We start from the raw sequence: 26195 nt of genomic DNA, 5'->3' as shown, positions 1-26195 counted from the left end.
TTTGTTAGCAATATGATATCATTACATGCAACTATATGGTTGCGAATATAAATATTTTTTTTTGAATACGCAACCATATAGTTGCTCATAATCCTTTTTTAAATAAATTGTATAAGAATTATTTATGAAAAATGATTGTCTAATTATTAAAATAATGATATTTTGTAGTAATGGAAAGTATACTATATTATTTCGAAACAATTCCCTCTTCTCACCGTAGTATAATTTTAATAGGAGGTATTGCTTTTTTTTGGTGCATCGAGTATGCAACTCCTTTATTTCGATTCAAATATAAGAAGTTTAAACACGCAGGGCCAAATATATTTTTTACAGTAACCACCATAATAATTAATTTTGTTTTAGCATTCATTTTATTTCAAACCAGCAATTGGGCCATCGCTAATTCTTTTGGGGTTATACAATGGTTATCACTACCATTATGGGGCTCTATAATACTTGGGGTTGCTTTATTAGATCTAATAGGGGCGTGGTTAGCACATTATATACAGCATAAAATAAAACCATTATGGATGTTTCACCTAATTCATCATACCGATAACTATGTGGATACCACAACCGCAAACAGGCATCATCCGGGAGAAAGTATTATTAGATTTTTTTTTACAACACTAGCGGTATTTATCGTGGGAGCACCAGTAGGAATAATCATGATATATCAGTCATTATCGGTAATTTTATCACAGTTTAACCATGCCAATATATCCCTGCCTAAACAAGTTGATGGTATAATTGGCTGGATAATAGTCTCTCCCAATATGCATAAGGTACATCATCATCACATGTTGCCATATACAGACACTAATTATGGTAATATTTTTTCTGTTTGGGATAGAATTTTCAGAACCTATTCCAAATTATCAAACAAAGATTTGATATATGGGGTAGATACATATCGGGATATAGATTCTAATACCACCATTTTTAGATTATTGAAACTTCCTTTTACAAAGTACCGTATACCGGCAAACACAAAAGTTGATTCTAAAGATTCCTAGTATATAATAAAACCAAAAATAAATGTATGAAAGTATTTGTCATTATTTGCTTTATCGTTTCACATTCAGGACTTTGGTCTCAAACTACGATTTCTATCCCAGATCTTGAACCAGACCCGGATTACGATAATATTTTTGTAAAAAAAATTTATACCAACTTACATACTTCAACTTTTGTTATTTGGATAAAAAAACACGTTAAATCCCACAAGCATATTACACATACAGAGCAAGTTATGGTTTTGGAAGGAAAAGCACGGGTTAAGTTAAACAATAATGAATTTTTAGTACAAAAAGGCGATTGGATCATAATTCCGGAACAAACCATACATGAAGTGACCGTATTATCCAAAAAACCTCTGAAAATAATTTCTGTTCAAACCCCGGAGTTTACAGGAAAAGACAGGGTTTTTATAGAATGAGATATTATTTTTATACCTGCAAATGCACAAAATTAATTAAGCCCTTATTTCTGGTATTAAGAGTAGGTAAAAACCATTTTTATAGTATAAAAATCCTGTTTTTCAAACATTTATATTAAATTATCTTCAAAATTAGTACCTTTATGTTTCGTTTTTTAACTTAATTTAACACAAAAATAATTAAAACCTAAATATTAACTCAATTTTAATTACTCTTAAAACCAATGAAAAAACACACAATGCTAATGCTATTAGTGCTATGCACTATGGGCATTTCTCTTTTTGCTCAAAAAAACAATAAAGAACTCGCCAATGAATACCTGAAATTAAAAGGGGAAGTTATCTTTAGTTTTACCGTACAAAACAGATCAGAACTAAGTGTTATCACAAAGGAACTTGCCATTGTAAACTTTGATGAAAAAACTAATACAGTAAAAGTAATGGCCAATACATCTCAGTTTACTTCTTTTTTACAAAAAGAAAAGTCTTTTACCCTTTCTGTAGAAGACAATATAGTAGGGTACAGAACAATGACTTCTGATTTGGCTAATAAAGCAGTTACTTTTCCTCTTACAGCATATCCTACATACGCAGATTATGTATCGATGATGAATGATTTTGCTACAAACAATCCATCTTTATGTAAACTGGAAAATATTGGAGCTACAGGAGAGGGGGATAAATCCCTGTTATTTGTAAAATTATCAGATAATGTTAGTCTTAATGAGCAAGAACCCAGGGTAATGTACACATCTTCTATGCATGGGGATGAAATAGCCGGGTATCCTATGATGCTTAATCTTATAGACTATTTACTAAGTGCTTATAAAGATACAAGTCACCCAAAACATGCCGAAATTAAAAATCTTTTGGATAATAATGAAGTATGGATTAATCCTTTGGCAAATCCTGATGGTACTTTTCGAAACAGTCCCAATAACACTTCTGTTGCCAATGCTACCAGAGGAAATGCTAATAATGTAGATTTAAACAGAAATTATCCGGATCCTGATGATGGAGCGCATCCAGATGGTAATGCTTATCAAACTGAAACTATTGCTTTTATGAACTTTGCAGATTCTAAACATTTTGTCTTATCAGCTAATTTTCATGGAGGAACAGAATTAATTAATTATCCTTGGGATACTTATGCAGGAGCGCATCCCGATGAAGATTATTTTGTACATATATCCAAAGAATACAGAGATCATTGCCAAGCGAATAGCCCTTCGGGATATTTTACTGCGCAAAATAACGGAATTACTAATGGCTATGCGTGGTATGAAGTACAAGGCGGAAGACAGGATTATCAAATATACAATCATAAAGGAAAAGAGGTTACCGTAGAGTTGTCTAACGCCAAAACTCCTCCCGCTAATCAATTAGTAAATTATTGGAATTATAACAGAGAAGCTTTACTAGCTTTTTTAAAGCAGATAAACTATGGTATACGAGGGGTAGTAACCGATGCGGTAACCAACCAACCAATACAAGCCAAAGTAACAGTAGTTGGGCGAGAAAGTTATGATTCTTGGACCCCAACAGAATTACCAGAAGGAGATTACTACAGACCTATTAAGGCAGGCACTTATAATATTCTTTATGAAGCAGAGTGCTACGAATCTGTTACTTTAACCGGGGTTACTATAGCAGATTATACTGCTGTAATCAAAAATGTACAACTTACACCAGTAGCAGGAGCTGCTCCTTCCGGGCTTGTTGCATCTAATGTTGAAGCAACTACTGCAACTGTACACTGGAACTCTAATTCTGCAGCTACCTACGATGTACGATATCGTGCTATAGGAAGCACAAGTTGGACTACGGTATCTTCAGCAACAAATACAATTAATATTACAGGGTTACTTGCTTCTACAGCTTATGAAGCTCAGGTAAGAAGTAATTGTGCCGGTGGGGCAAGTTCTCCTTACAGTGATTCAATAAACTTTACAACTACAGACCCTCAGGCATGTACAGGTGTAAATAGTTTTCCATACACAGAAAGTTTTGAAACAGGCCTGGGATTATGGACCAATGCAACGGGAGATGATATCGATTGGACCAGGGACTCAGGAGGAACCCCTTCTGCTTCTACAGGTCCCGCTACAGGGCAAGATGGCTCTTTTTATTTATTTACAGAAGCTTCTTCAAATGTTACACCACCAGGAAGCCCAAATAAAACAGCACTTCTTAACAGCCCGTGTATTGATCTGGGATCTCTTTCTGGCATATCTTTAAATTTTGGATATCACATGTATGGAGCAAATATGGGAACGATAGAACTATTAGTGAGTACCAACGATGGTGCTAATTATACTTCATTATGGACAAAGACCGGAGACTTGGGGAACGTCTGGAATCAAGCTACTATAGATCTTACTCCGTATGCAGGTAATACTATCAAATTACAATTTAAAGGCACTACAGGATCAGGTTATAGAAGTGATATGGCAATAGACAATATCAAGATACAGTCTTCTGCTCCGGATACCGAAGCTCCTTCAGTACCTGCTAATCTAACAACTAATACTATAACTTCAACGAGCATAGGTCTTTCATGGAGTGCATCTACAGATAATATTGGGGTATCCGGTTATGATATATATCAAGAAAATAATTTAGTAAATACAGTAACATCAACAAGTTATACTGCCACCGGTTTAACCCCAAATACAGCATATTCTTTTTATGTAAAAGCTAAAGATGCAGCAGGAAACATTTCTGGGTCAAGTAACACAGTAAGTGCAACAACCCTGAACACAACCACAACCTATTGCGTCTCTAAAGGAACTAACATAACTTATGAATATATAGATTATGTGGGATTAGGAGGTATTACAAATTCTACAACAGCTAATGCAGGTTACGGTGATTTTACCAGTTTGACAGGTACTATTGGATATGGAGCAAATACGATTGTTGTAAGTGCTGGTTTTACAAATACTTCATATAAAGAGCATTGGAGCATTTGGATAGATTATAATCAAAACGGATCTTTTGAAACTACAGAACAAATAGTATCCCATGCATCCAATAGCAGCGACAATCAATCTTTTAATTTTAATGTTCCCAGTACAGCATTATCCGGTACTACCAGAATGCGGGTATCTATGAAATTTAATACCGCAGCAGGAGCATGTGATACATTTACTTATGGTGAGGTCGAAGATTATACTATTAATATCAATGCAGTTTCTGTATCTAAAATAAACGAACTATCTCTGAACCAAGATTTCAATGATTTAATATTATATCCAAATCCTGTTCATAAAGGTGTACTATTTGTAAAAACGAAGAAACAAAGTAATACATACTTCAAAATTGTTAATTATTTAGGACAAGTAGTTTTACAAGATAAATTATCTGAGGATAATATTAGTGTAGGACACTTACCTAATGGAATGTATATGTTAGAAGTAGATAATGGTAAACAAATACAAATTAAAAGATTTGTTATAACAAAATAACTCTAAATATTTAAGATACTAACTTTTAATATAGTCGAAGTCGAGAAACAAAAAATATTGGTTTTCTCGACTTCGCTTATATTAATAGTAATTCAAATCTTCAGCATAGTATAAAAATTAAATTCTTTTTAACTCAAAATCTCTAATACTGTATGTAATGATAAGAGCAATTACTATAGTTAGAAAAATGGTTATTAAATAATTAAAATTTTCATGCAGACCGCCATAATAGTCTGTAAAAGGGATACCATTAATATTTGCATAGGTTACCATAAAAAATAAGATTTCGAATAGTTTTTTTCCTTTGCTTAAAATACCTGTTAAGACTGCAAATGAAACAATAAAAAAACCTCCTAATAAGATAGATGTAATATGCTTAAAATCTAGTTGCATACTGTAACGAATAAGTAATGGGACAGAAAGTGAAACAGCTAATAAAACTCCTGCGATAATTTGAGATAGTAATAACCTTTTAAGAGGTTGATAAGATGCAAAAGTAAAAAAATGAGTGTTATGCATTCTTTCTTTTGCTACTAATGTAGACCATCTGGCTACTTGTAAAAACCATAAAACAGGAAGCACTATTTGATGTGCAATAGATAAAGGAGCAAAGAGTAAAGCAAGTATTCCTGCAAAATTTAATATCCAAAGCCATAAATAACCAGTTCGTACAAGTAAAACGAATTCTGTTTTTATAAGAGGTAGAATACTAAAAGAAAAAGAAGCTTTAGGAAGTTTAGAAATATCAATAGTATTCGTAGCATTAGTTTCTAAAATAATCTTCTTATTTTTTTTCTGAAGCCGCTCTTTAATGTTAAATCTATGAAAAAATATAGATGCAATTCCTAAAAATAATACCCCTAATCCCATCCACCCTAAGCGACTTACTATAAACCACAAAGAAAAATCTGCTCCGTTAAAAATAAAATTTTTAGAGGTAGATGTATTACCTAATACATATCCTAATGGTAGAGTAATTGGCATCTGGAGAGGGAATAAAAGAATAAGCAACTGCCAAACCTATACATAATGTAATCAAGAAAGAATAACTTCGGGTACGTTGCTGGTAATCTAATTTAAGGATTGTTATAAAATTTTTCATGTTTTATTATTTTTTGGACATCTAAGAATGGTGATAGTAAAGTGGTTATTAATATAGATATTAAAGAAGGAGAATTAGTATTTACCTGTATAAATACAATAGATAATTTAGAAACTCAAAATACAGATTTAGAAAAAGGTAAAAGTGGTATTGGTTTACGTAATGCAAAAAAAAGATTAGCATTAATTTATCCAGACAGACATACTCTGGAGATTGACAAACAAGAAAAAGAATATATAGTAAAACTTTAAATGGAAACCTTAACATATATTATAGCAGATGATGAACCTATTGCTCTTCAAATTTTAGAAAATTATATAGAGCAAATTCCTAATTTAGAGTTGTCAGCTTCTTGTAAAGATGCTTTTGAAGTATTGCAAATACTCCAAAAACAATCTGTGGATATTCTTTTTTTGGATATAAATATGCCTAAACTATCAGGGTTAAGTTTACTAAAAACATTGCATAAACGTCCCGGTATTATTATTACAACAGCATATCCCGAATATGCAATCGAAGGATTTGAATTATCGGTAACAGATTACCTTTTAAAACCATTTTCTCTGGAACGCTTTATACAAGCAGTCATTAAAGTGCAAGAAAAATATGTGGCAAATAATGAAGATACCCCCATTTTGGCAAAAGAAGAAGAGAACCCTTCCGTTTTTGTAAAGAGTGACAAAAAATTGATTAAAATATCTTTTAAGGCTATCCAATATGTTGAAGCGTATGGTAACTATATCAAAATATATACAGACACCATGGTATTGACTCCAAATACATTATCTGATTTTTTTGAAAAACTTCCTAAAGGAGACTTTATACAAATACACAAATCATTTGTGATCAATTTTAATAAACTAAAACTAATAGAAGGAAATCAATTAATACTGAACAACAATACGACTTTACCCATAGGGAAATCTTACAGGAAACCAATCTTAGATAAAATAGAAGGGATGCAATAAATTGCCAAAACAAGGACTTACCAACGCTTAATTTTTTATATCATTGATAATTTATACCTGTTTGTGACCTTAAAAACGGGTCTTACTTTTCTTTCAGGTCAATAATATCTCTTATTTCTACACCCATATAGTCTGCAATTTTTTGTAGCCTTTCAAAATCTTTTACCAAGTCTTTTCGCTTTACCACATAATCTCCTGCCTGCGGACTAACTCCCAGAGCTTTGGATATACCGTATACCGTTTTTGCTCCTTTACTTTTTTTAAGAAGCTTTTTTAGATTCTTATTTATCATAAAACAAACATACATATAAATTTTGATTATTAAAATAAATTTTTATTAAAAAAATATTTGATTATTAAAATAACATTTGTATATTCGAACAATACAAATTCAAATCATCAACTATGAAACTTTTATTTGCAACGATAGTATTTTGCGTATTTTTTGGTAACGCGGCTACTTTAAATACAGAGCCTGTGTCTTTTGATAAAAAAGAAAAAACAGAGAAGAAAAAAGAAGAAGATAACGCCGTACAAAAGAAAAATGTTCACTCCATCAAAAAATGGAAAATGACAGTTGAATATAAAAATGGCAATGTCATTTCAAAAACCATAGTAGTTAGTAAAAACTCTAAACTAAGTGCGTTGGAAACAGCTTTTAAAGAAGCTGATAAATATTTGGGAAACATAAAAAACGTAAAAGAATATAGTATATCACCCGTGAGTGACTCTTATGTTTTATTGGCAGGGGATTGAGGCATCTCAAAAATCATGGGGTTACCTACTATTTGCTAGAGAAAGGGTATTTAATTTTTTAAATACCCTTTTTTGTTCCATACCCGTAATCAATTTAAAAGATAATTATTTATATATTTAGCACTTAAAAATTCGAAATATATTTTTAAAAGAATATTGTAGACCTTGTTTTTGAATCATTTACATACTATTGATATACTAAATTAATGAGATCATCAAAGAAAAAGAGGTTTTCAATTTTATTTGATAAACATTACAAAAAACTCTTCAATTATTCTTTTAAGGTTGTTAAAGAAAGAGAGCTTTCTCAAGAATTGGTACAAGAAACTTTTATTAAACTTTGGGAGAAAATAGAGCAAGTTCAATCAAATGATCGTTCTATAGAATCATTTCTTATTGTTACTTTAAAGAACAAGATAATTGATTATACAAGAAAGCATAAAACTCGGGAAAAACATATTAATTTATATTCACTAAACCGGGATATACAAGAAAACATAAACAATGAATGGGAGCTGTCACAAAAAATAGACCGCATTTATGCTTCACTCCCTCCAAAAACCATAGAAATATTTAGATTATCAAGAGACCAAGGGTTTACTTATCAGGAGATTGCTGTACAAAAAAATATTTCTGTAAAAACGGTAGAGCTTCATATTTCTAAAGCTTTGATAGCATTTAGGCAAGGGTTACAGGATTATTTATAATTTTTAATAGGGTGTAACTATATGGCCAACGTCTTATAGTAAAATACCCTATTATGAAACAGGATGAAATAAGAGAAGTAGATATATGGGGATATATCTCAAAAAGTACAGACACAACTACAAATAAAAAGGTAGAAGAGTGGATGATTTCTGATGATTTTAATGAAGATCTATTTAATAAAGTACAGAATATTTACAATATTACTGGTGAAACCTCAAAGCATAATGATGTAGAAATAAATACTGCCAAGCAAAGATTTTTTAATACAATAGAAAATAAAGAAAGGAAAAAATCTAGTTGGAAAAAGATCATAAAATATGCAGCTGTAGTAGCCATTTTAGTATCAACTGCTGTATATACCTATCAAATAATAATACCAAATGATATTATAATCATTAAGACTGTGTACAGTGACCATGAGCAAATACACCTTCCTGATGGCTCTGTAGTTTGGCTAAATTCTTCAAGTAAACTGTCTTACAGTCCAAAATCTCCAAGAACACTATTATTAGATGGTGAAGCTTTTTTTGAAGTAGTAAAAGACAAAGAACATCCTTTTACGGTAGAGACGCCAGATCATATTATAGTAAAAGCTTTGGGGACAAGTTTTAATGTAAAATCGTATGCAAAAAATACATTTACAGAAACAGTATTGTTAACCGGTAAAGTTGAAGTGAGCTCTAAGGAATATTTTAAAAATAGTATCATAATGCTTCCAAATGACAAAGTGAAGGTTTTTAAAAACGATGGGCGCGTACTTACTTCAAAATCCAGTAATGCTGTTAGTAGCATTGCCTGGAGAGAAGGCAGAATACAATTCAACAATAAACCTTTTTTGGAAATAGCTAATGATTTAAAAATTCAGCATAACATTAATATACGTTTTGAAAACGAACAAATATCTAATTCAAAATTTACAGGATCCTTTGATCAGGATATATCAATTAATGATATTCTGAAGATATTAAAAGCTTCAAAAGATTTTAAGTATGAATATAATACAAAAAAAAATGAGTGGATAATAAAATAAAAAAGTGGGAAAACTGCCATTTTCCCACCGATGTGTCAATACTATTCTAATTGTAAAAATCAGTAATAATTAACAACATTCAAATTTATGAAAATAAAACAGTTCGTTCTGTCTTTACAGGTAAAAAAGCCTGACAAAAAAAGTATTTTATTAATGAAATTATCTTTTTCTCTTTATCTATTAGGTTGTTTACAACTTATGGCCATCAATGGCTTTTCTCAGGATAAGGTCACATTAAATCTCGAGGATACCCAATTAGAGGTTATATTAAAACAAATTGAGAAACAAACTTCATATAATTTTATTTATAACAATGATGAAATTAACGTGTCACAAAAACTTACTATTGAAGTAATAGATAAAGATCTGACTAAAACACTAAATGAGTTATTGCAAACCACCACGATCAGGTATTTAATAAAGAATAGTTTTATAATACTTTCTAATCACCCTCAACAAAATAACAAATACACCCTAAGTGGAACCGTTAAAGATGCTGCAACAGGAGAAACCTTGCCCGGAGCCAGTATATATATAAAAGATGGAAATAAAGGAGTCACTACCAATGAGTATGGTTTTTATTCTATCACACTTACTGAAGGTAATTACAGTTTCCAAATTTCATATATGGGATATGCTCAAAAAGAGATAACCCTGGAATTAATCAAGAATGCAAAGCTTGATATTCAATTAGAATCTGCTTCTAATGAATTAGATGAAGTAACGATTACTACCAATACCGAAAATAAAAGCCAGGTAAATACAATTACATCAGGGGTTTCTACTCTAAAAAACTCAGAAATTAAACAATTACCGGCTTTTTTGGGAGAACCGGATATCATTAGAGCCTTATTAACACTTCCTGGTGTAAATACGATTGGAGAAGGTGCTTCGGGAATTAATGTTAGAGGTGGTAATATAGATCAAAACCTAGTACTATTAGATGAAGCACCAATTTATAATCCGACTCATGTATTTGGTTTGTTTTCAGGATTTAATACAGATGCTATTAAGGAAATGAAATTATATAAAGGAGGGATTCCTGCAAGATTTGGAGGAAGAGCATCTTCTGTTTTAGAGATTAGACAACGAGACGGAAATACGAAGGCTTTTAAAGGAGATGGTGGATTAGGGCTTTTATTTTCAAGACTTACGATAGAAGGGCCAATAAAAAAAGAAAAACTAAGTTTTTTGGTTTCCGGTCGTAGATCTTATTTTGATGTCTTTTTTCCGATTATAGGGGGAGAAGTAAAAGATCAAAAAGTTTTCTTTTATGATGTAAGTTCTAAACTTAGTTGGAAGATTAATAAAAACAATACCTTGTTTCTTTCTGGCTATTTTGGAGCAGATGTTATGAAACTATTTTTTGAAGGAGAAGTTATCCCGGAAGGTAAAGAACCAGATGGTAAAACAGATTTTAGTTGGAAAAATACTACAGCTACATTGCGTTGGAATCATATATTCTCTAACAAGTTATTCATGAATATTTCAGGAATATATAGCCAGTACAATTATAATTTAAAAAGTACCGATGGAGGACCTCTGGATACCAATAGCAGCATAAAATGGAAATCTTCTTTAGAAAACTTTATTGTAAAACCGGATTTTACTTATTACCTCAATCCTGATACAAAAATGAGATTTGGAATAAACAGCACACTATATCATTTCACTCCGGCAAAGGCTACCAGCGATGATACTGGTATTAATACTATAAAGCTTGAAACAGAAAAAGGAGTAGAAGTTGCACCATACATAGAATATGAAAAAAAATGGAACCATTTTTCATTTAGTACCGGATTACGATATTCCTGGTTTGGCAATTTTGGGTATAACAAAGTTGCAGTGTACAGCCTTGGGATTCCGCAAAATGTAACTACCATTATAGATACTCTGGAGTATAAAAAAGGAAAACTTATTAAGAGCTTTACCGGTTTTGAACCTCGGGTTTCGTTAAAATATAACTTAAAAAATAATAAAGCATTAAAACTGGGATACAACAGGATGTTTCAATACATTCATTACATATCAAACACAACCGCCGCTTTTCCTTTCGATGTATGGAAACTATCGGGAGTACATATAAAACCCTTAGAAGTACATCAGATTTCTACAGGCTATGCGTATGATACTCCCAACAAACACTATAATTTTACAGCAGAAGCATATTATAAAACTTTCGAAAATATAGTGGAGTATAAAAATGGGGCAAACTTATTATTAAATGAAAATATAGAAACGCAATTGTTACCTGCAAAAGGATATTCTTACGGAACAGAATTTGGAGCTTACAAAAATACAGGAAAACTAAAAGGAAATATTAATTATACGTATGCTGTTACTAAAAGAAAAACAACCAGTATTTTTCCTTCAGATAATATTAATGATAGTAGATATTACCCATCAAATTATGATCGACCACATGTTTTTAATATAACTACCGATTACCAATTAGGATTAAAGTGGAATGTAGGACTATTTTTTACATACCAATCAGGAAGACCTGTAACAAAACCTACAGGACGACTGATTTTTGATAACAATCCGTATTTAACGTATTCAGATAGAAATGCATATAGATTACCTAGTACACACAGAATGGATATTTCATTTACATACACTCCAAAAAGGCCTAACAAAAAGTGGGAAGGTAGTTGGTCTTTTGGACTCTATAATCTGTATGCCCGTAAAAATGCCTTTTCTTCTTTTTCAATATTTAAAAATAATCGATTAAGATCCTATGATTTTTATCTAATTGGGACACCTGTACCCTATATCACGTACAATTTTAAATTCTAAGACTATGAAATCGTTGTATCGAATTATAATAATCCTTTGTTTTATGCTTGTGGTAAGTTGCCTTAAAGAAACACCGCTAGAAGCAGAGTTTGAACCGCAAGTTTTTATCTATGGATACCTTATCAATAACACAGATAACATAAAAATTACAATTCAAAAAACAGTTCCGGTCAATACTACTACACTCGATCCCATTAATGATGCTTCTGTATTTTTATACACCGAGGACCCTGATGGTACAATTAGACTTGTTACCAGCGATTTTCAGGTGTCTGAAGGAGTATATTTAAGTACTGATGCAGTGATTGGTCTTATCGGAAACAAATATTGGATCGTAGTTACACTTGCCGATGGGACTACTTATGAGTCTGTTCATGAGCCATTAAAAGAACCTATACAAATCAAAACTATAAGTAAAGTAAATGGCTATCCAAGAGTAATTTTTAGTGATCCGGAAAATGAAACCAATTTTTATCAGGTTCACTTTTCCTTTTATACCAATGGAAATCGTACTTCCGAAGTATTCGAATTATCTAATGATATTCTTTTTAATGGAAATGAAAATGCATTTATAGAAACTTTTACTAGTGGGGGAGATATTTTAGGAGTGAGTCTTTCAAATTTAAATTTTCACACCTATGAGTATTACGCAGCTACTCATGAACAATACGAAAATCAAGTAGATTTTGGAAACCCGGAAACCACAGAACCTTTTTTAATATTTTCAAAACCCCCTATAAATTTAATAGGGAATATTAGAAATACAACAACAGATAGAAAAGCATTAGGTTTTTTTGGTGTGTTTAGCTTTAGTTATCAAGAAGTATCTTTTAATTAAATTAGGCATAAGTATCAAAGTATATTATCTTACCGTTGTTTTATTTTTTTATAAGTTATGAAAAAAGATTGATGACATATTTTAAAGATTATTACAAAAAAGTATATTGATAGAATCGCTATTTAGAGCCTCATTTTTTTGAAGTAAAAAATTAAACTTCTGTTAAACAAAACTTAGTATATCTATTTTTTGTAAATTTGCTTTACGTATGAAAAATTGTATTCACAAAATATGGTCTGTTATAATGGCGTTGGTAGTAGTATTTTCTACCATGTCATTTACCTTAGATATGCATTATTGTGGTAATACTTTAGTAGATGTAGCAGTATTTAAAGAAGCCAAAACTTGTGGAATGGAAAATTCTGTTTCTAATTCAAGTTCGTGTGATATAATTAAAAAAAGTTGTTGTACAGATAAGCAAGTCAGTATAGAAGGTCAGGATGAATTAAAAATTTCACTAGACAAAATTACTTTACAACAGCAAATTTTTATAACTTCTTATTATTTTTCCTTTATAAACCCTTTTATAGGTTTAGAAAACAATATCTTTTCTTTCGCAGAATATCCTCCTCCGTTTTTGGTTAGGAATATATATGCAGTAAACGAATCTTTTCTTATTTGATTTATTATTTAATTTTTAAACCCATGATCATCATTGGGTAAAATTTGTTGTTAGAATAGTCTAAGAACACTTATTTCTTAAAAATATTTAATAATCATATTAATATGCTAAATAGAAGCATTAAATTTCTTATAGAAAATAAACTTGTAGCGTTTTTAATTCTTGTTTTTTTTATAGGATGGGGTATTGTAAACGCACCATTTGATTGGAAAACAGGAATATTACCAAGTAACCCTGTAGCCGTAGACGCTATTCCTGATATTGGCGAAAATCAACAAGTTGTTTTTACAAAATGGCAAGGGAGATCGCCGCAAGATATTGAAGATCAAATAACCTATCCTTTAACAACAGCACTTTTGGGTATACCTGGTGTTAAAACGATTAGAAGCTCTTCGATGTTTGGGTTTTCTAGTATTTATATCATTTTTGAAGAAGATATAGAGTTTTACTGGAGTCGAAGTCGCATTCTCGAAAAATTAAACTCTTTACCAAACGGAGTTTTACCAAACAATGTAACTCCGGCATTAGGACCAGATGCTACGGCATTAGGTCAAATTTTTTGGTATACTCTCGAAGGAAGGGACAAAGACGGAAATGTTACAGGAGGATGGGATTTACAGGAGCTACGCAGCATACAGGATTACTACGTTAAATATGCATTATCCTCGTCAAAAGGTGTCTCAGAAGTAGCATCTATTGGGGGATATGTACAAGAATATCAGGTAGATGTAGATCCTGAAAAAATGCGACAATATAACGTATCACTAGGACAAGTTGTAAAAGCAGTTAAAGAAAGTAATCAAGATATTGGAGCACAGACGTTAGAAATCAATCAGGCAGAATACTTGGTACGAGGATTAGGGTATGTAAAATCTATAGCAGATATAGAAAACGCTGTAGTCACTTCCAAAAATTTTACTTCATTACGTATTAAGGATATCGCTATCGTTGCATTGGGGCCTGCTACCAGACGAGGCATTCTGGATAAAGAAGGAGCCGAAGTCGTTGGGGGAGTGGTTGTAGCTCGTTTTGGTGCAAACCCTATGGAAGTCATAACCAATGTGAAAGCAAAAATAGAAGAACTTAAAGGAGGATTACCATCAAAAGTATTGGCAGACGGGCGTACTTCCCAACTTACTATAGTACCGTTTTATGACCGTACAGAACTTATTGAGGAAACCCTTGGCACACTTAATGAAGCTCTTACCTTAGAAATCCTGATTACTATTTTGGTAATTATCATAATGGTATTTAATCTTAGAGCATCTATTTTAATTTCAGGGTTATTACCAGTTGCTGTATTGATGGTTTTTATAGCGATGAAGCTATTTAATGTAGATGCAAATATTGTTGCGCTTTCGGGTATAGCTATTGCTATTGGTACCATGGTCGATGTAGGTGTTATCCTTGCCGAAAACATGATACGACATCTCGATGATGAAAAATTACGTCTCAACCAGAGTGGAGAACCCTATTCGACTAATGAAATTATCTATAACGCAACCGCTGAAGTTTCTGGTGCAATACTAACAGCAGTATTAACAACTATTATTAGTTTTGTTCCGGTATTTACAATGATAGGAGCAGAAGGTAAGTTGTTTAGACCCTTAGCATTTACAAAAACTATGGCACTTTCGGCCTCTCTTGTTATTGCTTTATTTTTAATACCACCATTTGCAGCCTACTTATTCAAAAAAACACAAGTTAAAGCACTTTCAAAATATATATTGAATGTAATTTTAATTCTATCAGGAATTGTTGCAATCCTTTATGGATATTGGTTAGGAGCTATTCTTATCGCTTTTGGATTTACGGGGGTCTTATTTGTAAAACGAGAGGACAAAGTATTCAACTTTTCATTTTTCACTTTAGAATTAAAGGTTAATCAAAACGTAATAAACATCATTATTTCTTCTATAGCCATTATATTTTTACTTGCCCAATATTGGCGACCTCTTGGCTTTGACAGAAGTATTGCCATCAATCTTATTTTTGTATCGATTATATGCTTCGGGATTTTAGGAATGTTCACCATTTTCAGAAGATTTTATGAACGTATTTTACAATGGGCGCTGGCAAATAAACTGTTGTTTATATTAATTCCGTTAACTGTGCTTATTTGCGGAGGTATCATCTACAAAAACACAGGAAAAGAATTTATGCCATCTCTTAATGAAGGTTCATTTCTCTTAATGCCTACATCGCTCCCTCATGCTGGCGTTCAAGAAAATAAGCGAGTGCTGCAACAATTAGATATGGCAGTGGCAACTATTCCTGAAATTGAAACTGTAGTAGGAAAATCAGGAAGAACAGAATCCGCATTGGATCCGGCACCACTATCGATGTACGAAAACATGATTCAGTATAAACCTGAATATATGCACAATGCTAAAGGTAAAAAACAACGTTATAAAGTAAATGAAGACGGGCTTTTTGTGAATACAGATGGAAAACTTACTAATAATCCAAATAGTAATACTTTTTCAAAAAATAAGAATTATGAAGTTTCAAAAATAAGAGACCCGTTTAAGATTCGCAGGGAACAATTAATTGAAGATAAAAATGGAGAATACTACAGAAACTGGCGGCCAGAAATAAAAAACCCTGAAGACATCTGGAATGAAATTGTAAAAGTAACTAAACTTCCTGGAGTTACATCGGCACCAAAACTGCAACCTATCGAAACCAGACTGGTAATGCTACAAACCGGGATGCGTGCTCCAATGGGAATTAAAGTAAAAGGGCAGGATTTAAAGCAAATTGAAGCTTTTGGACTGCAATTGGAAACCATATTAAAACAAGCAGAAGGTGTTAAAAAACAAGCCGTTTTTGCAGATCGTATTGTTGGCAAACCTTATTTGTTGATGGATATCAAAAGGGAGCAATTGGCAAGATATGGTATTTCGATTATGGATGTTCAGGAAATATTAGAGGTAGCAGTTGGGGGGATGCCACTTACACAAACGGTAGAAGGACGCGAACGTTATGGTGTGCGAGTACGCTATCCCAGAGAATTACGCGGGAGTCCAGAGGACTTAAAAAAAATCTATATCCCTGTAGAAAAAGGTAGTCCCGTTCCGTTAGGCGAATTAGTAGATATTCGATATGAACAAGGAGCACAAGTCATAAAAAGTGAAGATACCTTTTTAGTGGGCTATGTACTTTTTGATAAGCTAGATGGATTTGCCGAGGTAAATGTAGTTGAAAATGCTCAAAAATTAATTCAGCAAAAAATAGATACAGGAGAACTAAGCGTTCCTAAAGGAATTAGTTATCAATTTACGGGCACTTATGAAAATCAATTAAGAGCAGAAAAAACACTATCTGTAGTAGTGCCATTGGCACTGGCTATTATTTTCTTGATCTTATATTTTCAGTTTAAATCAGTTTCTACGTCCCTGATAGTATTTACAGGAATCGCGGTAGCCTTTGCAGGGGGATTTATTATGATTTGGTTATATGGACAAGATTGGTTCTTCAATATTACCTTGTTTGGCGAGAATATGCGGGATTTGTTTAATATGAAAACCATAAACCTAAGTGTAGCCGTATGGGTAGGTTTTATAGCATTATTTGGTATAGCTACAGATGATGGAGTGGTGATGGCAACATATCTTACACAATCTTTTAAAGACAAACAGTTAACCAACAAAAAGGAAATAAGACACTTAGCTCTAGAAGCAGCCGGCAAAAGAATCCGACCTTGTTTAATGACAACAGTAACCACAATTTTAGCGCTCCTGCCAGTACTAACATCTACCGGAAAAGGAAGCGATATTATGATACCTATGGCTATACCAATTTTTGGAGGAATGGTGATAGATATTACCTCTTATTTTATTGTTCCCGTACTTTATAGTTGGAGAGAAGAGTTTAAGTTAAAAAGGAAAAGTGTAGAGTGAAAAGTGTAAAGTTATAAGTGAAAAATTAAATTATGGCAGAAAGTATTTTAAAACTTAAAAGTTATCCATTTGCTATACAAATCGTTAAAGTTTCTCAATCTCTTATTGGAGAGAAAAAAGAATATGTAATGAGTAAGCAATTAATACGAAGTGGAACCGCAATAGGTGCTTTAATTAGAGAAGCTGAATTTGCGCAAAGTAATAAAATGAGTATTTCTATAAAAGAGACTAATGAAACACTGTATTGGATTGATTTATTAAAGGATACAGATTATATCGATTTGAAGAATCATATAGTAATAGCATCAGACTGCAAAGAATTAATAGCAATACTGGTAAGTTCAATCAAAACTACAAAATCAAGATTTGTAATATGAAACGAGATATAAATAGAACAGAAAAACTAAAAGAAACAGTACAAATTACAATTTCTATTCTCTCATTTATTATAAATAAACTAAAAAGCACCTTTTATTTAAAAAGTATTTTTAACTCTTCTCTTTTTACTATTCGTGTTTCATTTTTAACTATAAAACCTTTATTATTAATTATTCATTCGCCATTATCCACTTTTAATTTTTCATTTTCCGCTTATATCTTTTCACTTATATCTTTTCACTACAAAAAAGCATTAACCTTCATTTTTCTATTATTCTTTTTTCATCTCTCTTATGCCCAACAATTAGAATCCTATATTAAAGAGGCAGAACAAAACAACCCTAAAATACAAGCTTTTGAATTACGATATGCTATTGCTAATGAAAAAACCAATGAAGTAAGCACCATACCCAATACCCAGTTTAGTGCAGGTTATTTTGTAAGTGAACCCGAAACACGAACAGGAGCACAACGAGCAAGGTTTTCTGTGCAACAAATGTTACCTTGGTTTGGAACCATTACCGCAAGAAAAAATTATGTAACAAGTATTGCAGAAACAGAATATGTAGATATTACTATTCTTAAGCGAAAATTAGCCCTTTCGGTTTCTACCTCTTTTTACCAATTGTTTTCGTTGCACAAAAAACAAAAAGTAGTAGACAATACGATAAAACTTTTACAAACCTATGAAAAATTGGCATTAACATCTATTGAAGTAGGAAAAGCCTCTGCAGTAGATGTATTAAGATTACAAATACGGCAAAATGAATTGAAACAAAAAAAGGAAATTTTAGAACAAGAATACCTTTCAGAACTAGCTGTATTTAATAGTTTTTTAAACCGAAAATCTAATATAGATATAGTGCTGCCAACAAAAATGGATTTGTCAATAACAGATTTGAGTTGGAATGAAGAAGGCCTGTCCCTTAATCCAGAATTACTTAAATATGACAAACTATATAAAAGTATACAACAATCAGAACTACTTAATCAAAAAGAAAGAGCGCCACAAATAGGGTTTGGATTAGATTATGTTCCAGTTTCTCAAAGATCAGATATGGTAATGAGAGATAATGGCAAAGATATAATCATGCCAATGGTATCTGTTTCTATACCCATTTTTAATAAACAATATACTTCTAAAACGCGCCAAAATAAGCTGCGCCAACAAGAAATTGAAGCAGAAAAAAAAGAAAAAGAAAATCAATTAAAAGTACTTTTAGCAAAAGCGATATCAACTATGCATATAGCTAAGATTCAATTTAAAACCCAGGAAGAAAATTTAATACAAACTAAAAATGCCGAACAAATTTTAATGAAAAACTATGAAACAGGAACGATTAATTTTAATGATATTTTAGATATTCAGGAATTACAACTTAAATTTGAAACCCAACAAATAGAGAGTATACAGCTATTTTATACACAAGCTGCAATACAAAATTATTTAACAAATTAAAACACCAAAAATTAAACACAAAAACAATGAGAAATTTTAGAATACATTTAAAAATGTTAGTAGTATTTTTTACCATGACAGCAATTTCATGTAAAGAAAACAATAACAAAGTTGAAGAAAAAAATACATCAGAGATACCCCAAAAAGAAGAATCTGATACCAATAAAAATAGTGCAATAACAGCTGAGTTTAGAAACCCTAAAGCAACCGAAGCCTTTAAACATTATATAGATATTAAAACCGCTTTGGTAGAAAGCGATTCTAAAAAAGCAAAAAAAGCAGCAGAAGAATTAATTAAAGTATTACCAAGTATTGCTCTTAAAAAAGCTACAGAAATAATAATTAATACAGATGATATTGAAGATCAACGAAAAGCTTTTTCTACAGTAACTTTATTAATAGAAACCATAGTAAAAGAAACCATGACCACTGGCGAAATATACAAACAACACTGTCCTATGGCATTTGATAACAAAGGAGCATATTGGTTATCTACAGAAAAAGAAATCAGAAACCCATATTTTGGAGATCGCATGTTAAAATGTGGATCGGTTACAGAAACCATAAAAAAGTGAAAAGTATTTTTATAAAAAATATGGTCTGTGATAGATGCAAAAACGTATTGCAACAGGAATTTCAGCATGCTGAAATTCCTGTTAAAACAGTAAAGCTAGGTGAAATTGTTTTTGATGAAACACAAACCATAAATTATAAAGTACTACAAGAAATCGTTACCCGTAATGGTTTCGAAATTATAAATAGCGAGTCTACTATTATTATAGAGCAAGTAAAATCCTATTTAATAAATGAATTGTCTAAGAATAGTAAATCCAATAAAAATTTATCCGATTCTATTTCCAAACATATAAATAAAGAATACTCCACTATAAGTAAGTTATTTAGTAACAGCCAGGATATTACTATCGAGAAATATTATATTCTTCTTAAAATAGAAAAAGCAAAAGAACTGGTACAAATGGGGAATTTAAGTTTTTCGGATATTGCCTATTCCTTAGATTATAAAAGTGGAAGTCATTTAGCAAAACAATTTAAATCCATTACAGGAATGTCTATGAGTGACTATAAAAAAATACGATTATGGGATCGACAATCTCTGGACAAAATTATATAAATACAAACCAATATTGTAAAAACAAAAATGTAAGGAATACTCTAGTTTTGTAATCCATAATCTCGGAGCAAGCTCAAGAGGTATACTTCCGAAAATATATTTTATTTTCGATATAGACCTCGGAGAATTAAATTCCACAATGTGGGTTAAAAATATAAAATTATGAGACAGACATATATAATATCAGGAATGACATGCAACGGCTGTAAAGATAGTGTCGAAAAAAAATTAAGCACTATAGAAGGAGTTACAAATGTATCGGTGGATTTAGAAAAAGCAGAGGCATCTTTGGATATGCAATCTCCAGTTTCTGTATCACAATTGCAGCAAGCCTTACCAGATAAATATGTAATTTCAGAAAAGAAAAACATTTTTGATACTACAACTGTTTTAGATAAGGAATCTATAGCACCACAAAAAACTAAAATACAAGAATTACAACCATTATTTATCATATTTGGATATATAACAATTACCAGTGTTTTATTAAATTATAAAGATTGGAATATAAACAATGCAATGTTAGACTTTATGGGGTTGTTTTATATAGTATTCAGCTTTTTTAAGATTTTAGACCTTAAAGGATTTCCCGATTCGTTTAGAATGTATGACCCTTTAGCAAAGACAATCCCTTTATACGGTTGGATATATCCTTTTTTAGAAATAGCTTTAGGTTTGCTCTTTTTAATGAGGTTTCAGATAATTACGGCACTTATTGCTACTATAATTATTCTTGGGATCACCACTATTGGTGTTACAAAAACATTAATGGATAAAAAATCAATACAATGTGCCTGTCTGGGTACAGCACTTAAGTTACCTATGACGCAGGCTACCTTTATAGAAAACACCATAATGATTATTATGGCAATTAGTATGTTAACACAACTTTTTTAAAAACCATGGTAAAAAGACAAACAGCAATACGTATAAGAAAAACACATCGATATTTAGGGCTTTTTTTAGGGATTCAATTTTTAATGTGGACGATTAGTGGCTTGTATTTTAGTTGGACAGATATTGATGAGATTCATGGAGACCAATTTAAAAAAGAAGATGTATCTACCATATCTACTAAAGATCTAATAAGCCCGGCATTGTTAGATTTTGATGCTCCCATACAATCCTTACAGCTTCGGGAAATAGCAGGTAATCCGTATTATTGGGTAAATAAAGAACAGCTTTTTGATGCCAAAACAGGGAAACCAAAAAATGAGATCACAAAGGCTGAAGCTTTAAAAATAGCAGAAAAAAATATGCTGTCTGAACTAGAAGTAAAAAGCATAGAAAAAATAAGTAAAGTTGGCAAGCATCATGAATACAGAGGCAGACCATTACCAGCCTATGTAGTATCCTACACACATCCAGATGCTGTAAAAGCATATATATCTATAACAGACGGAGGTTTTCAACGAGTGCGGCACCGATCCTGGCGATGGTTTGATTTTTTATGGATGACACACACCATGGATTATGAAGAAAGAGACAATTTTAATACAACAATTCTAAGGTTATTTTCTCTATTAGGGTTAATAACTGTTTTAAGTGGATTTACATTATGGTTTGTATCCTCTCCAACCCTTAGAAAAATTAAGAAAAGAAAATAAGATGAATAAAAATGGTATTTATATAGGAATAGCCCTTATTATAGGGCTGTTAGCAGGATATTTTATTTTCGGAACCAATAATGCTTCTGTACAACAAGAAAAACAAAACCATCCGGAAGAAGAAATTGCTAAGGTAATGTGGACCTGCTCTATGCATCCTCAAATTATGCAGGAAGAACCAGGAGATTGCCCTATTTGTGGTATGGATTTGATCCCGGCAGAAGCTAGTGCAGAAGGTCTGGCGGCAGATCAGTTTAAAATGACAGAGAATGCCATGGCTTTGGCAAACATACAAACAACAATAGTAGGGGAGAACCAAAGCGATAGCCAAAATATAATTACACTTTCTGGAAAAATTAACGAAAACGAAGAAAAAAATGCAATACAAGCAAGTTATTTTAATGGTAGAATAGAAAAATTAAGTATCAATTATAAAGGACAAGAAGTAAAAAAAGGACAAAAATTAGCAACCATATATTCTCCGGATCTTATAGCCGCACAACAAGAGTTAATTACAGCTTCTTCTTTAAAAGAATCACAACCACAATTATACAGAGCTGTTCGAAATAAATTAAAATTATGGAAACTATCTGAAAAACAAATAAATGCAATAGCATCTTCTGGCAAAGTTCAGGAAAATTTTCCTGTATACGCTACAGTTTCTGGGACCGTTGCCGAGGTTATGAGTGCAGAAGGAGATTATATAAAACAAGGACAACCTATATTAAAAATAAGCAACCTTACCACAGTGTGGGCAGAATTTGATGGATACGAAAACCAAATATCCCGATTAAAAAAAGGGCAAAAAATTACCATTTCTGCCAATGCTTATCCTAATATACAAATCGAAACCACGATTTCATTTATTGACCCTGTTCTAAATACAAACTCCAGAACCGCTACTATAAGAGCCGTTCTTAATAATCAAGATCAGATATTTAAACCAGGAATGTTTGTAGCAGGCAAAGTTACCGGAACAGCAGCAACAGCAACAGCAACAAAAAAAATCATAGTCCCGTCTAGTGCAGTATTGTGGACAGGTAAACGATCTGTTGTATATGTTAAAACCGATGCTAACAGCCCTGTTTTTGAAATGAGAGAAGTAGCGTTGGAAAATACTACAGGAGATACATATACCATATTAGAAGGACTTAATAATGGTGACGAAATAGTAACCAACGGGGTTTTTACCATAGATGCTGCGGCGCAACTGCAAGGTAAAAAATCAATGATGAACAAAAAAGGAGGGAACATAGTGAAAGGGCATGAAAATCATGCAGATATAGCAGTATCCAAATCTTTTCAACAAGAATTTTTGCCAGCACTTGTACCGTATTTAAAAATGAAAGATGCCCTTGTGCAATCCGATAGCAATCAGGTTACTGTTTTTGCAAAAAAAATGTTTGAAATACTTAAAAATATTAAAGCCCCCGATCTGGGCAATTTAGAAAAAGATCATTTTACAAAAACCCTGAGTATATTAGAGAACATAACAAAAAGCAAAAAATTAGAAGATCAAAGAGCTCACTTTGTGACTTTTAATGAAAATATGGTACAACTAATCACTGGTTTTAATAGTTTAGAAACAACTTTTTATATACAAAAATGCCCAATGGCAAATACCAATAAAGGTGCAGTTTGGATAAGTACCGAAAAAGAAATACGTAACCCATATTTTGGCGATGCTATGCTAACCTGCGGTAGTGTAATCGATACAATTAATTAGAAAGGGTAGTAGAGTACACAAATAAGCACTTACATCAAGCAAAAGAGTATTGTTTATTAAAGTGTGTCTCTTCTTGTCATTCCGTTGCAGAACGGAATCCATTAGCAATACTAGGTAGTATTTGTTAAAGTACACCATTATACATAATTGGATTAACAAACAATTTGAAATGACCGCGTACAGTACATAAATAGCCATTTGCATCAAGTAAAAGAGTATTGTTTATTAAAGTGTGTCTCTTCTTGTCATTCCGTTGCAGAACGGAATCCATTAGTAATACTAGGTAGTATTTGTAAAAGTACACCATTATACATAATTGGATTAACAAACAATTTGAAATGACCGCGTACAGTACACAAATAAACATTTACATCAAGCAAAAGAGTATTGTTTATTAAAGTGCGTCTCTTCTTGTCATTCCGTTGCAGAACGGAATCCATTAGTAATACTAGGTAGTATTTGTTAAAGTACACCATTATACATAATTGGATTAACAAACAATTTGAAATGACCGCGTACAGTACATAAATAGGCATTTGCATTAAGCAAAAGAGTATTGTTTATTAAAGTGCGTCTCTTCTTGTCATTCCGTTGCAGAACGGAATCCATTAGCAATACTAGGTAGTATTTGTTAAAGTACACCATTATACATAATTGGATTAACAAACAATTTGAAATGACCGCGTACAGTACATAAATAGCCATTTGCATCAAGTAAAAGAGTATTGTTTATTAAAGTGTGTCTCTTCTTGTCATTCCGTTGCAGAACGGAATCCATTAGTAATACTAGGTAGTATTTGTAAAAGTACACCATTATACATAATTGGATTAACAAACAATTTGAAATAATCGCGTACAGTGCACAAATAAGCATTTGCATCAAGCAAAAGAGTATTGTTTATTAAAGTGCGTCTCTTCTTGTCATTCCGTTGCAGAACGGAATCCATTAGTAATACTAGGTAGTATTTGTAAAAGTACACCATTATACATAATTGGATTAACAAACAATTTGAAATAATCGCGTACAGTGCACAAATAAGCATTTGCATCAAGCAAAAGAGTATTGTTTATTAAAGTGTGTCTCTTCTTGTCATTCCGTTGCAGAACGGAATCCATTAGTAATACTAGGTAGTATTTGTTAAAGTACACCATTGGATTAACAAACAATTTGACATATATTAAAAATCTGCTAGATTTGTAAGTAACATAAGAGAAATATACCCACTGGGGTGTTTCATTGTTGTAGCGAATTAACCAAAATAACTATGATTAAATTAGATATATCCCAAAATAATTTTACTATTAATGATAGTTCTTTAAGTTTTCCAATTGAAATTGAGATTTTAGATAAAATACTGTTAGCTCCTAAAAGAACAGCAAAGAAAAAACATAACACAATTTACACCTGGGATGATTTAGGAATAATAGCGTATTCAAAAAATGGTCAAGTTGTAGAGAGTTTGTTATTGGAGTTAAAAAAAGGGGATTTTGATTTTAGTCCCAAAGATATTTTTAAGGGACAATTTTATTTCGATAATGAAGAAGTTATAACCTATTATAAAACCAATAAAGACAAGAGGGTTAAGCTTTTTGACGGAGATTCAAATGGAGCTTTAGTTCTAAATAATATTAGTGTTTGGTTTGACTCTGATAAAAACAACATGGAAGCAATTGAAATAGCCGCTTTTAAAGGCGCATCAATTCAAAAAATACCAAAAGACAAGTATACAATTAAGGAGGTAAATGAAGAACTGATTGAATTTTCAGATTTTGGTTTTAAGTTATCTATCATTCAAGAATTGATGTATACCAAAGAAATCCTAGAACCCAAATTTGACCTATTTGAATTTGTTATATGGTATACTAAAAGAGATATTGACCTTGAGAAAGAAGGTTATGAACCAATACCAGAGGTAACTCAATATTTCAAGGATTTACCCATACCTAAAAAATTTGCAACAGAAATAACTGAAATCTATCAAGATGGCGGAAATGAAATTTATATGCAACTTCTACGATTTGGAGAAGGTTGGGAAGACTATTGGGATATTGAAAATGCAAAAGACGCAAAACACTTTCCTAATCTAAAAAAGGCTATATTATGCTATGCAAAGGAAAATATTCTCTATGAATTGAATGATATGGGTATTAAATCAGAATGGATATAACACCAATATACTTTAAGATAAAACATAAAATAATGACTCAGAAGTTGAGCTTTATGATCTTGTACTGAAACGGTATGTTTTGGTGATGGTAATTG

Annotated in this window: 23 protein-coding genes; 20 read left to right on the top strand and 3 right to left on the bottom strand. The window is 31.9% G+C overall.

Translation table 11 applies throughout. The annotated features are described in order from the left end of the window. Positions 1-170 precede the first annotated feature (170 nt). The 3 genes from ACZIYX_RS01045 (at position 171) to ACZIYX_RS01035 (ending at position 4905) form a co-directional block, all read left to right on the top strand. Entirely contained in the window at positions 171-1016 is an 846-nt protein-coding gene (locus ACZIYX_RS01045; RefSeq protein WP_462680329.1) for a sterol desaturase family protein, read from the top strand. A 26-nt stretch (positions 1017-1042) separates the two neighbouring features. After that, positions 1043-1438 (top strand): cupin domain-containing protein, encoded by a 396-nt coding sequence (locus ACZIYX_RS01040; RefSeq protein ID WP_462680328.1) that lies wholly within the window; start codon positions 1043-1045, stop codon positions 1436-1438. 224 nt (positions 1439-1662) lie between these two features. Then, positions 1663-4905, top strand: a complete 3243-nt coding sequence (locus tag ACZIYX_RS01035) for a M14 family zinc carboxypeptidase (protein ID WP_462680327.1) — start codon at positions 1663-1665, stop codon at positions 4903-4905. 117 nt (positions 4906-5022) lie between these two features. On the opposite strand, the gene ACZIYX_RS01030 is transcribed toward ACZIYX_RS01035, so the two are convergent. Then, a complete protein-coding gene (locus tag ACZIYX_RS01030; protein ID WP_462680326.1) occupies positions 5023-5889 on the bottom strand; it encodes a hypothetical protein in 867 nt (288 codons plus the stop codon). Then, entirely contained in the window at positions 5852-6007 is a 156-nt protein-coding gene (locus ACZIYX_RS01025; RefSeq protein WP_462680325.1) for a hypothetical protein, read from the bottom strand. The genes ACZIYX_RS01030 and ACZIYX_RS01025 overlap by 38 nt, the downstream gene beginning before the upstream one ends. 41 nt (positions 6008-6048) lie before the next feature. On the opposite strand from ACZIYX_RS01025, the gene ACZIYX_RS01020 reads away from it, so the two are divergent. Together ACZIYX_RS01020 and ACZIYX_RS01015 are read left to right on the top strand one after the other, a co-directional pair. Continuing rightward, entirely contained in the window at positions 6049-6258 is a 210-nt protein-coding gene (locus tag ACZIYX_RS01020; protein ID WP_462680324.1) for a hypothetical protein, read from the top strand. After that, positions 6259-6975 carry a LytR/AlgR family response regulator transcription factor gene (locus ACZIYX_RS01015; RefSeq protein WP_462680323.1) on the top strand — a complete coding sequence of 239 codons (717 nt, stop codon included), beginning with the start codon at positions 6259-6261 and terminating at the stop codon, positions 6973-6975. A gap of 82 nt (positions 6976-7057) precedes the next feature. Here ACZIYX_RS01015 and ACZIYX_RS01010 read toward each other — a convergent pair whose 3' ends face one another. Then, the gene (locus ACZIYX_RS01010) at positions 7058-7267 is read right to left on the bottom strand and encodes a hypothetical protein (protein WP_462680322.1); all 210 of its coding nucleotides are present in this window, start codon (positions 7265-7267) and stop codon (positions 7058-7060) included. Between the two features lie 113 nt (positions 7268-7380). On the opposite strand from ACZIYX_RS01010, the gene ACZIYX_RS01005 reads away from it, so the two are divergent. The 15 genes from ACZIYX_RS01005 (at position 7381) to ACZIYX_RS00935 (ending at position 26100) form a co-directional block, all read left to right on the top strand. Beyond that, the gene (locus ACZIYX_RS01005; RefSeq protein WP_462680321.1) at positions 7381-7731 is read left to right on the top strand and encodes a hypothetical protein; all 351 of its coding nucleotides are present in this window, start codon (positions 7381-7383) and stop codon (positions 7729-7731) included. Positions 7732-7937: 206 nt separating this feature from the next. Next, entirely contained in the window at positions 7938-8438 is a 501-nt protein-coding gene (locus ACZIYX_RS01000) for an RNA polymerase sigma factor (RefSeq protein WP_462680320.1), read from the top strand. A gap of 53 nt (positions 8439-8491) precedes the next feature. Further along, a complete protein-coding gene (locus tag ACZIYX_RS00995) occupies positions 8492-9469 on the top strand; it encodes a FecR family protein (protein ID WP_462680319.1) in 978 nt (325 codons plus the stop codon). 153 nt (positions 9470-9622) lie between these two features. After that, positions 9623-12268, top strand: a complete 2646-nt coding sequence (locus ACZIYX_RS00990; protein ID WP_462680318.1) for a carboxypeptidase-like regulatory domain-containing protein — start codon at positions 9623-9625, stop codon at positions 12266-12268. A gap of 4 nt (positions 12269-12272) precedes the next feature. Continuing rightward, complete coding sequence (locus ACZIYX_RS00985; RefSeq protein WP_462680317.1) at positions 12273-13106, top strand: DUF4249 family protein; 834 nt, start codon at positions 12273-12275, stop codon at positions 13104-13106. A gap of 208 nt (positions 13107-13314) precedes the next feature. Further along, positions 13315-13728: an HYC_CC_PP family protein gene (locus ACZIYX_RS00980; protein ID WP_462680316.1), complete on the top strand. Its 414-nt coding sequence runs from the start codon at positions 13315-13317 to the stop codon at positions 13726-13728. 104 nt (positions 13729-13832) lie between these two features. Beyond that, complete coding sequence (locus ACZIYX_RS00975) at positions 13833-17630, top strand: efflux RND transporter permease subunit (RefSeq protein WP_462680315.1); 3798 nt, start codon at positions 13833-13835, stop codon at positions 17628-17630. A 32-nt stretch (positions 17631-17662) separates the two neighbouring features. Next, positions 17663-18007, top strand: coding sequence for a four helix bundle protein (locus ACZIYX_RS00970; protein WP_462680314.1), 345 nt, complete (start codon positions 17663-17665; stop codon positions 18005-18007). Then, positions 18004-19467, top strand: a complete 1464-nt coding sequence (locus ACZIYX_RS00965; RefSeq protein WP_462680313.1) for a TolC family protein — start codon at positions 18004-18006, stop codon at positions 19465-19467. The genes ACZIYX_RS00970 and ACZIYX_RS00965 overlap by 4 nt, the downstream gene beginning before the upstream one ends. A gap of 26 nt (positions 19468-19493) precedes the next feature. Then, positions 19494-20042 carry a DUF3347 domain-containing protein gene (locus ACZIYX_RS00960; RefSeq protein WP_462680312.1) on the top strand — a complete coding sequence of 183 codons (549 nt, stop codon included), beginning with the start codon at positions 19494-19496 and terminating at the stop codon, positions 20040-20042. After that, a complete protein-coding gene (locus ACZIYX_RS00955; RefSeq protein ID WP_462680311.1) occupies positions 20039-20599 on the top strand; it encodes a helix-turn-helix domain-containing protein in 561 nt (186 codons plus the stop codon). Before ACZIYX_RS00960 ends, ACZIYX_RS00955 begins: the two co-directional genes overlap by 4 nt. 162 nt (positions 20600-20761) lie before the next feature. Next, positions 20762-21496 carry a heavy-metal-associated domain-containing protein gene (locus tag ACZIYX_RS00950; protein ID WP_462680310.1) on the top strand — a complete coding sequence of 245 codons (735 nt, stop codon included), beginning with the start codon at positions 20762-20764 and terminating at the stop codon, positions 21494-21496. A 5-nt stretch (positions 21497-21501) separates the two neighbouring features. After that, on the top strand, positions 21502-22206 hold the full coding sequence (locus ACZIYX_RS00945) for a hypothetical protein (RefSeq protein ID WP_462680309.1): 705 nt from the start codon (positions 21502-21504) through the stop codon (positions 22204-22206). A 1-nt stretch (position 22207) separates the two neighbouring features. Further along, positions 22208-23932, top strand: coding sequence for an efflux RND transporter periplasmic adaptor subunit (locus ACZIYX_RS00940; RefSeq protein WP_462680308.1), 1725 nt, complete (start codon positions 22208-22210; stop codon positions 23930-23932). A gap of 1265 nt (positions 23933-25197) precedes the next feature. Then, positions 25198-26100, top strand: a complete 903-nt coding sequence (locus tag ACZIYX_RS00935; protein ID WP_462680307.1) for a DUF6892 domain-containing protein — start codon at positions 25198-25200, stop codon at positions 26098-26100. Positions 26101-26195 lie beyond the last annotated feature (95 nt).

This window comes from Aquimarina sp. (genome assembly GCF_977115655.1).
This window is presented reverse-complemented; position numbering and strand designations above follow the sequence as displayed.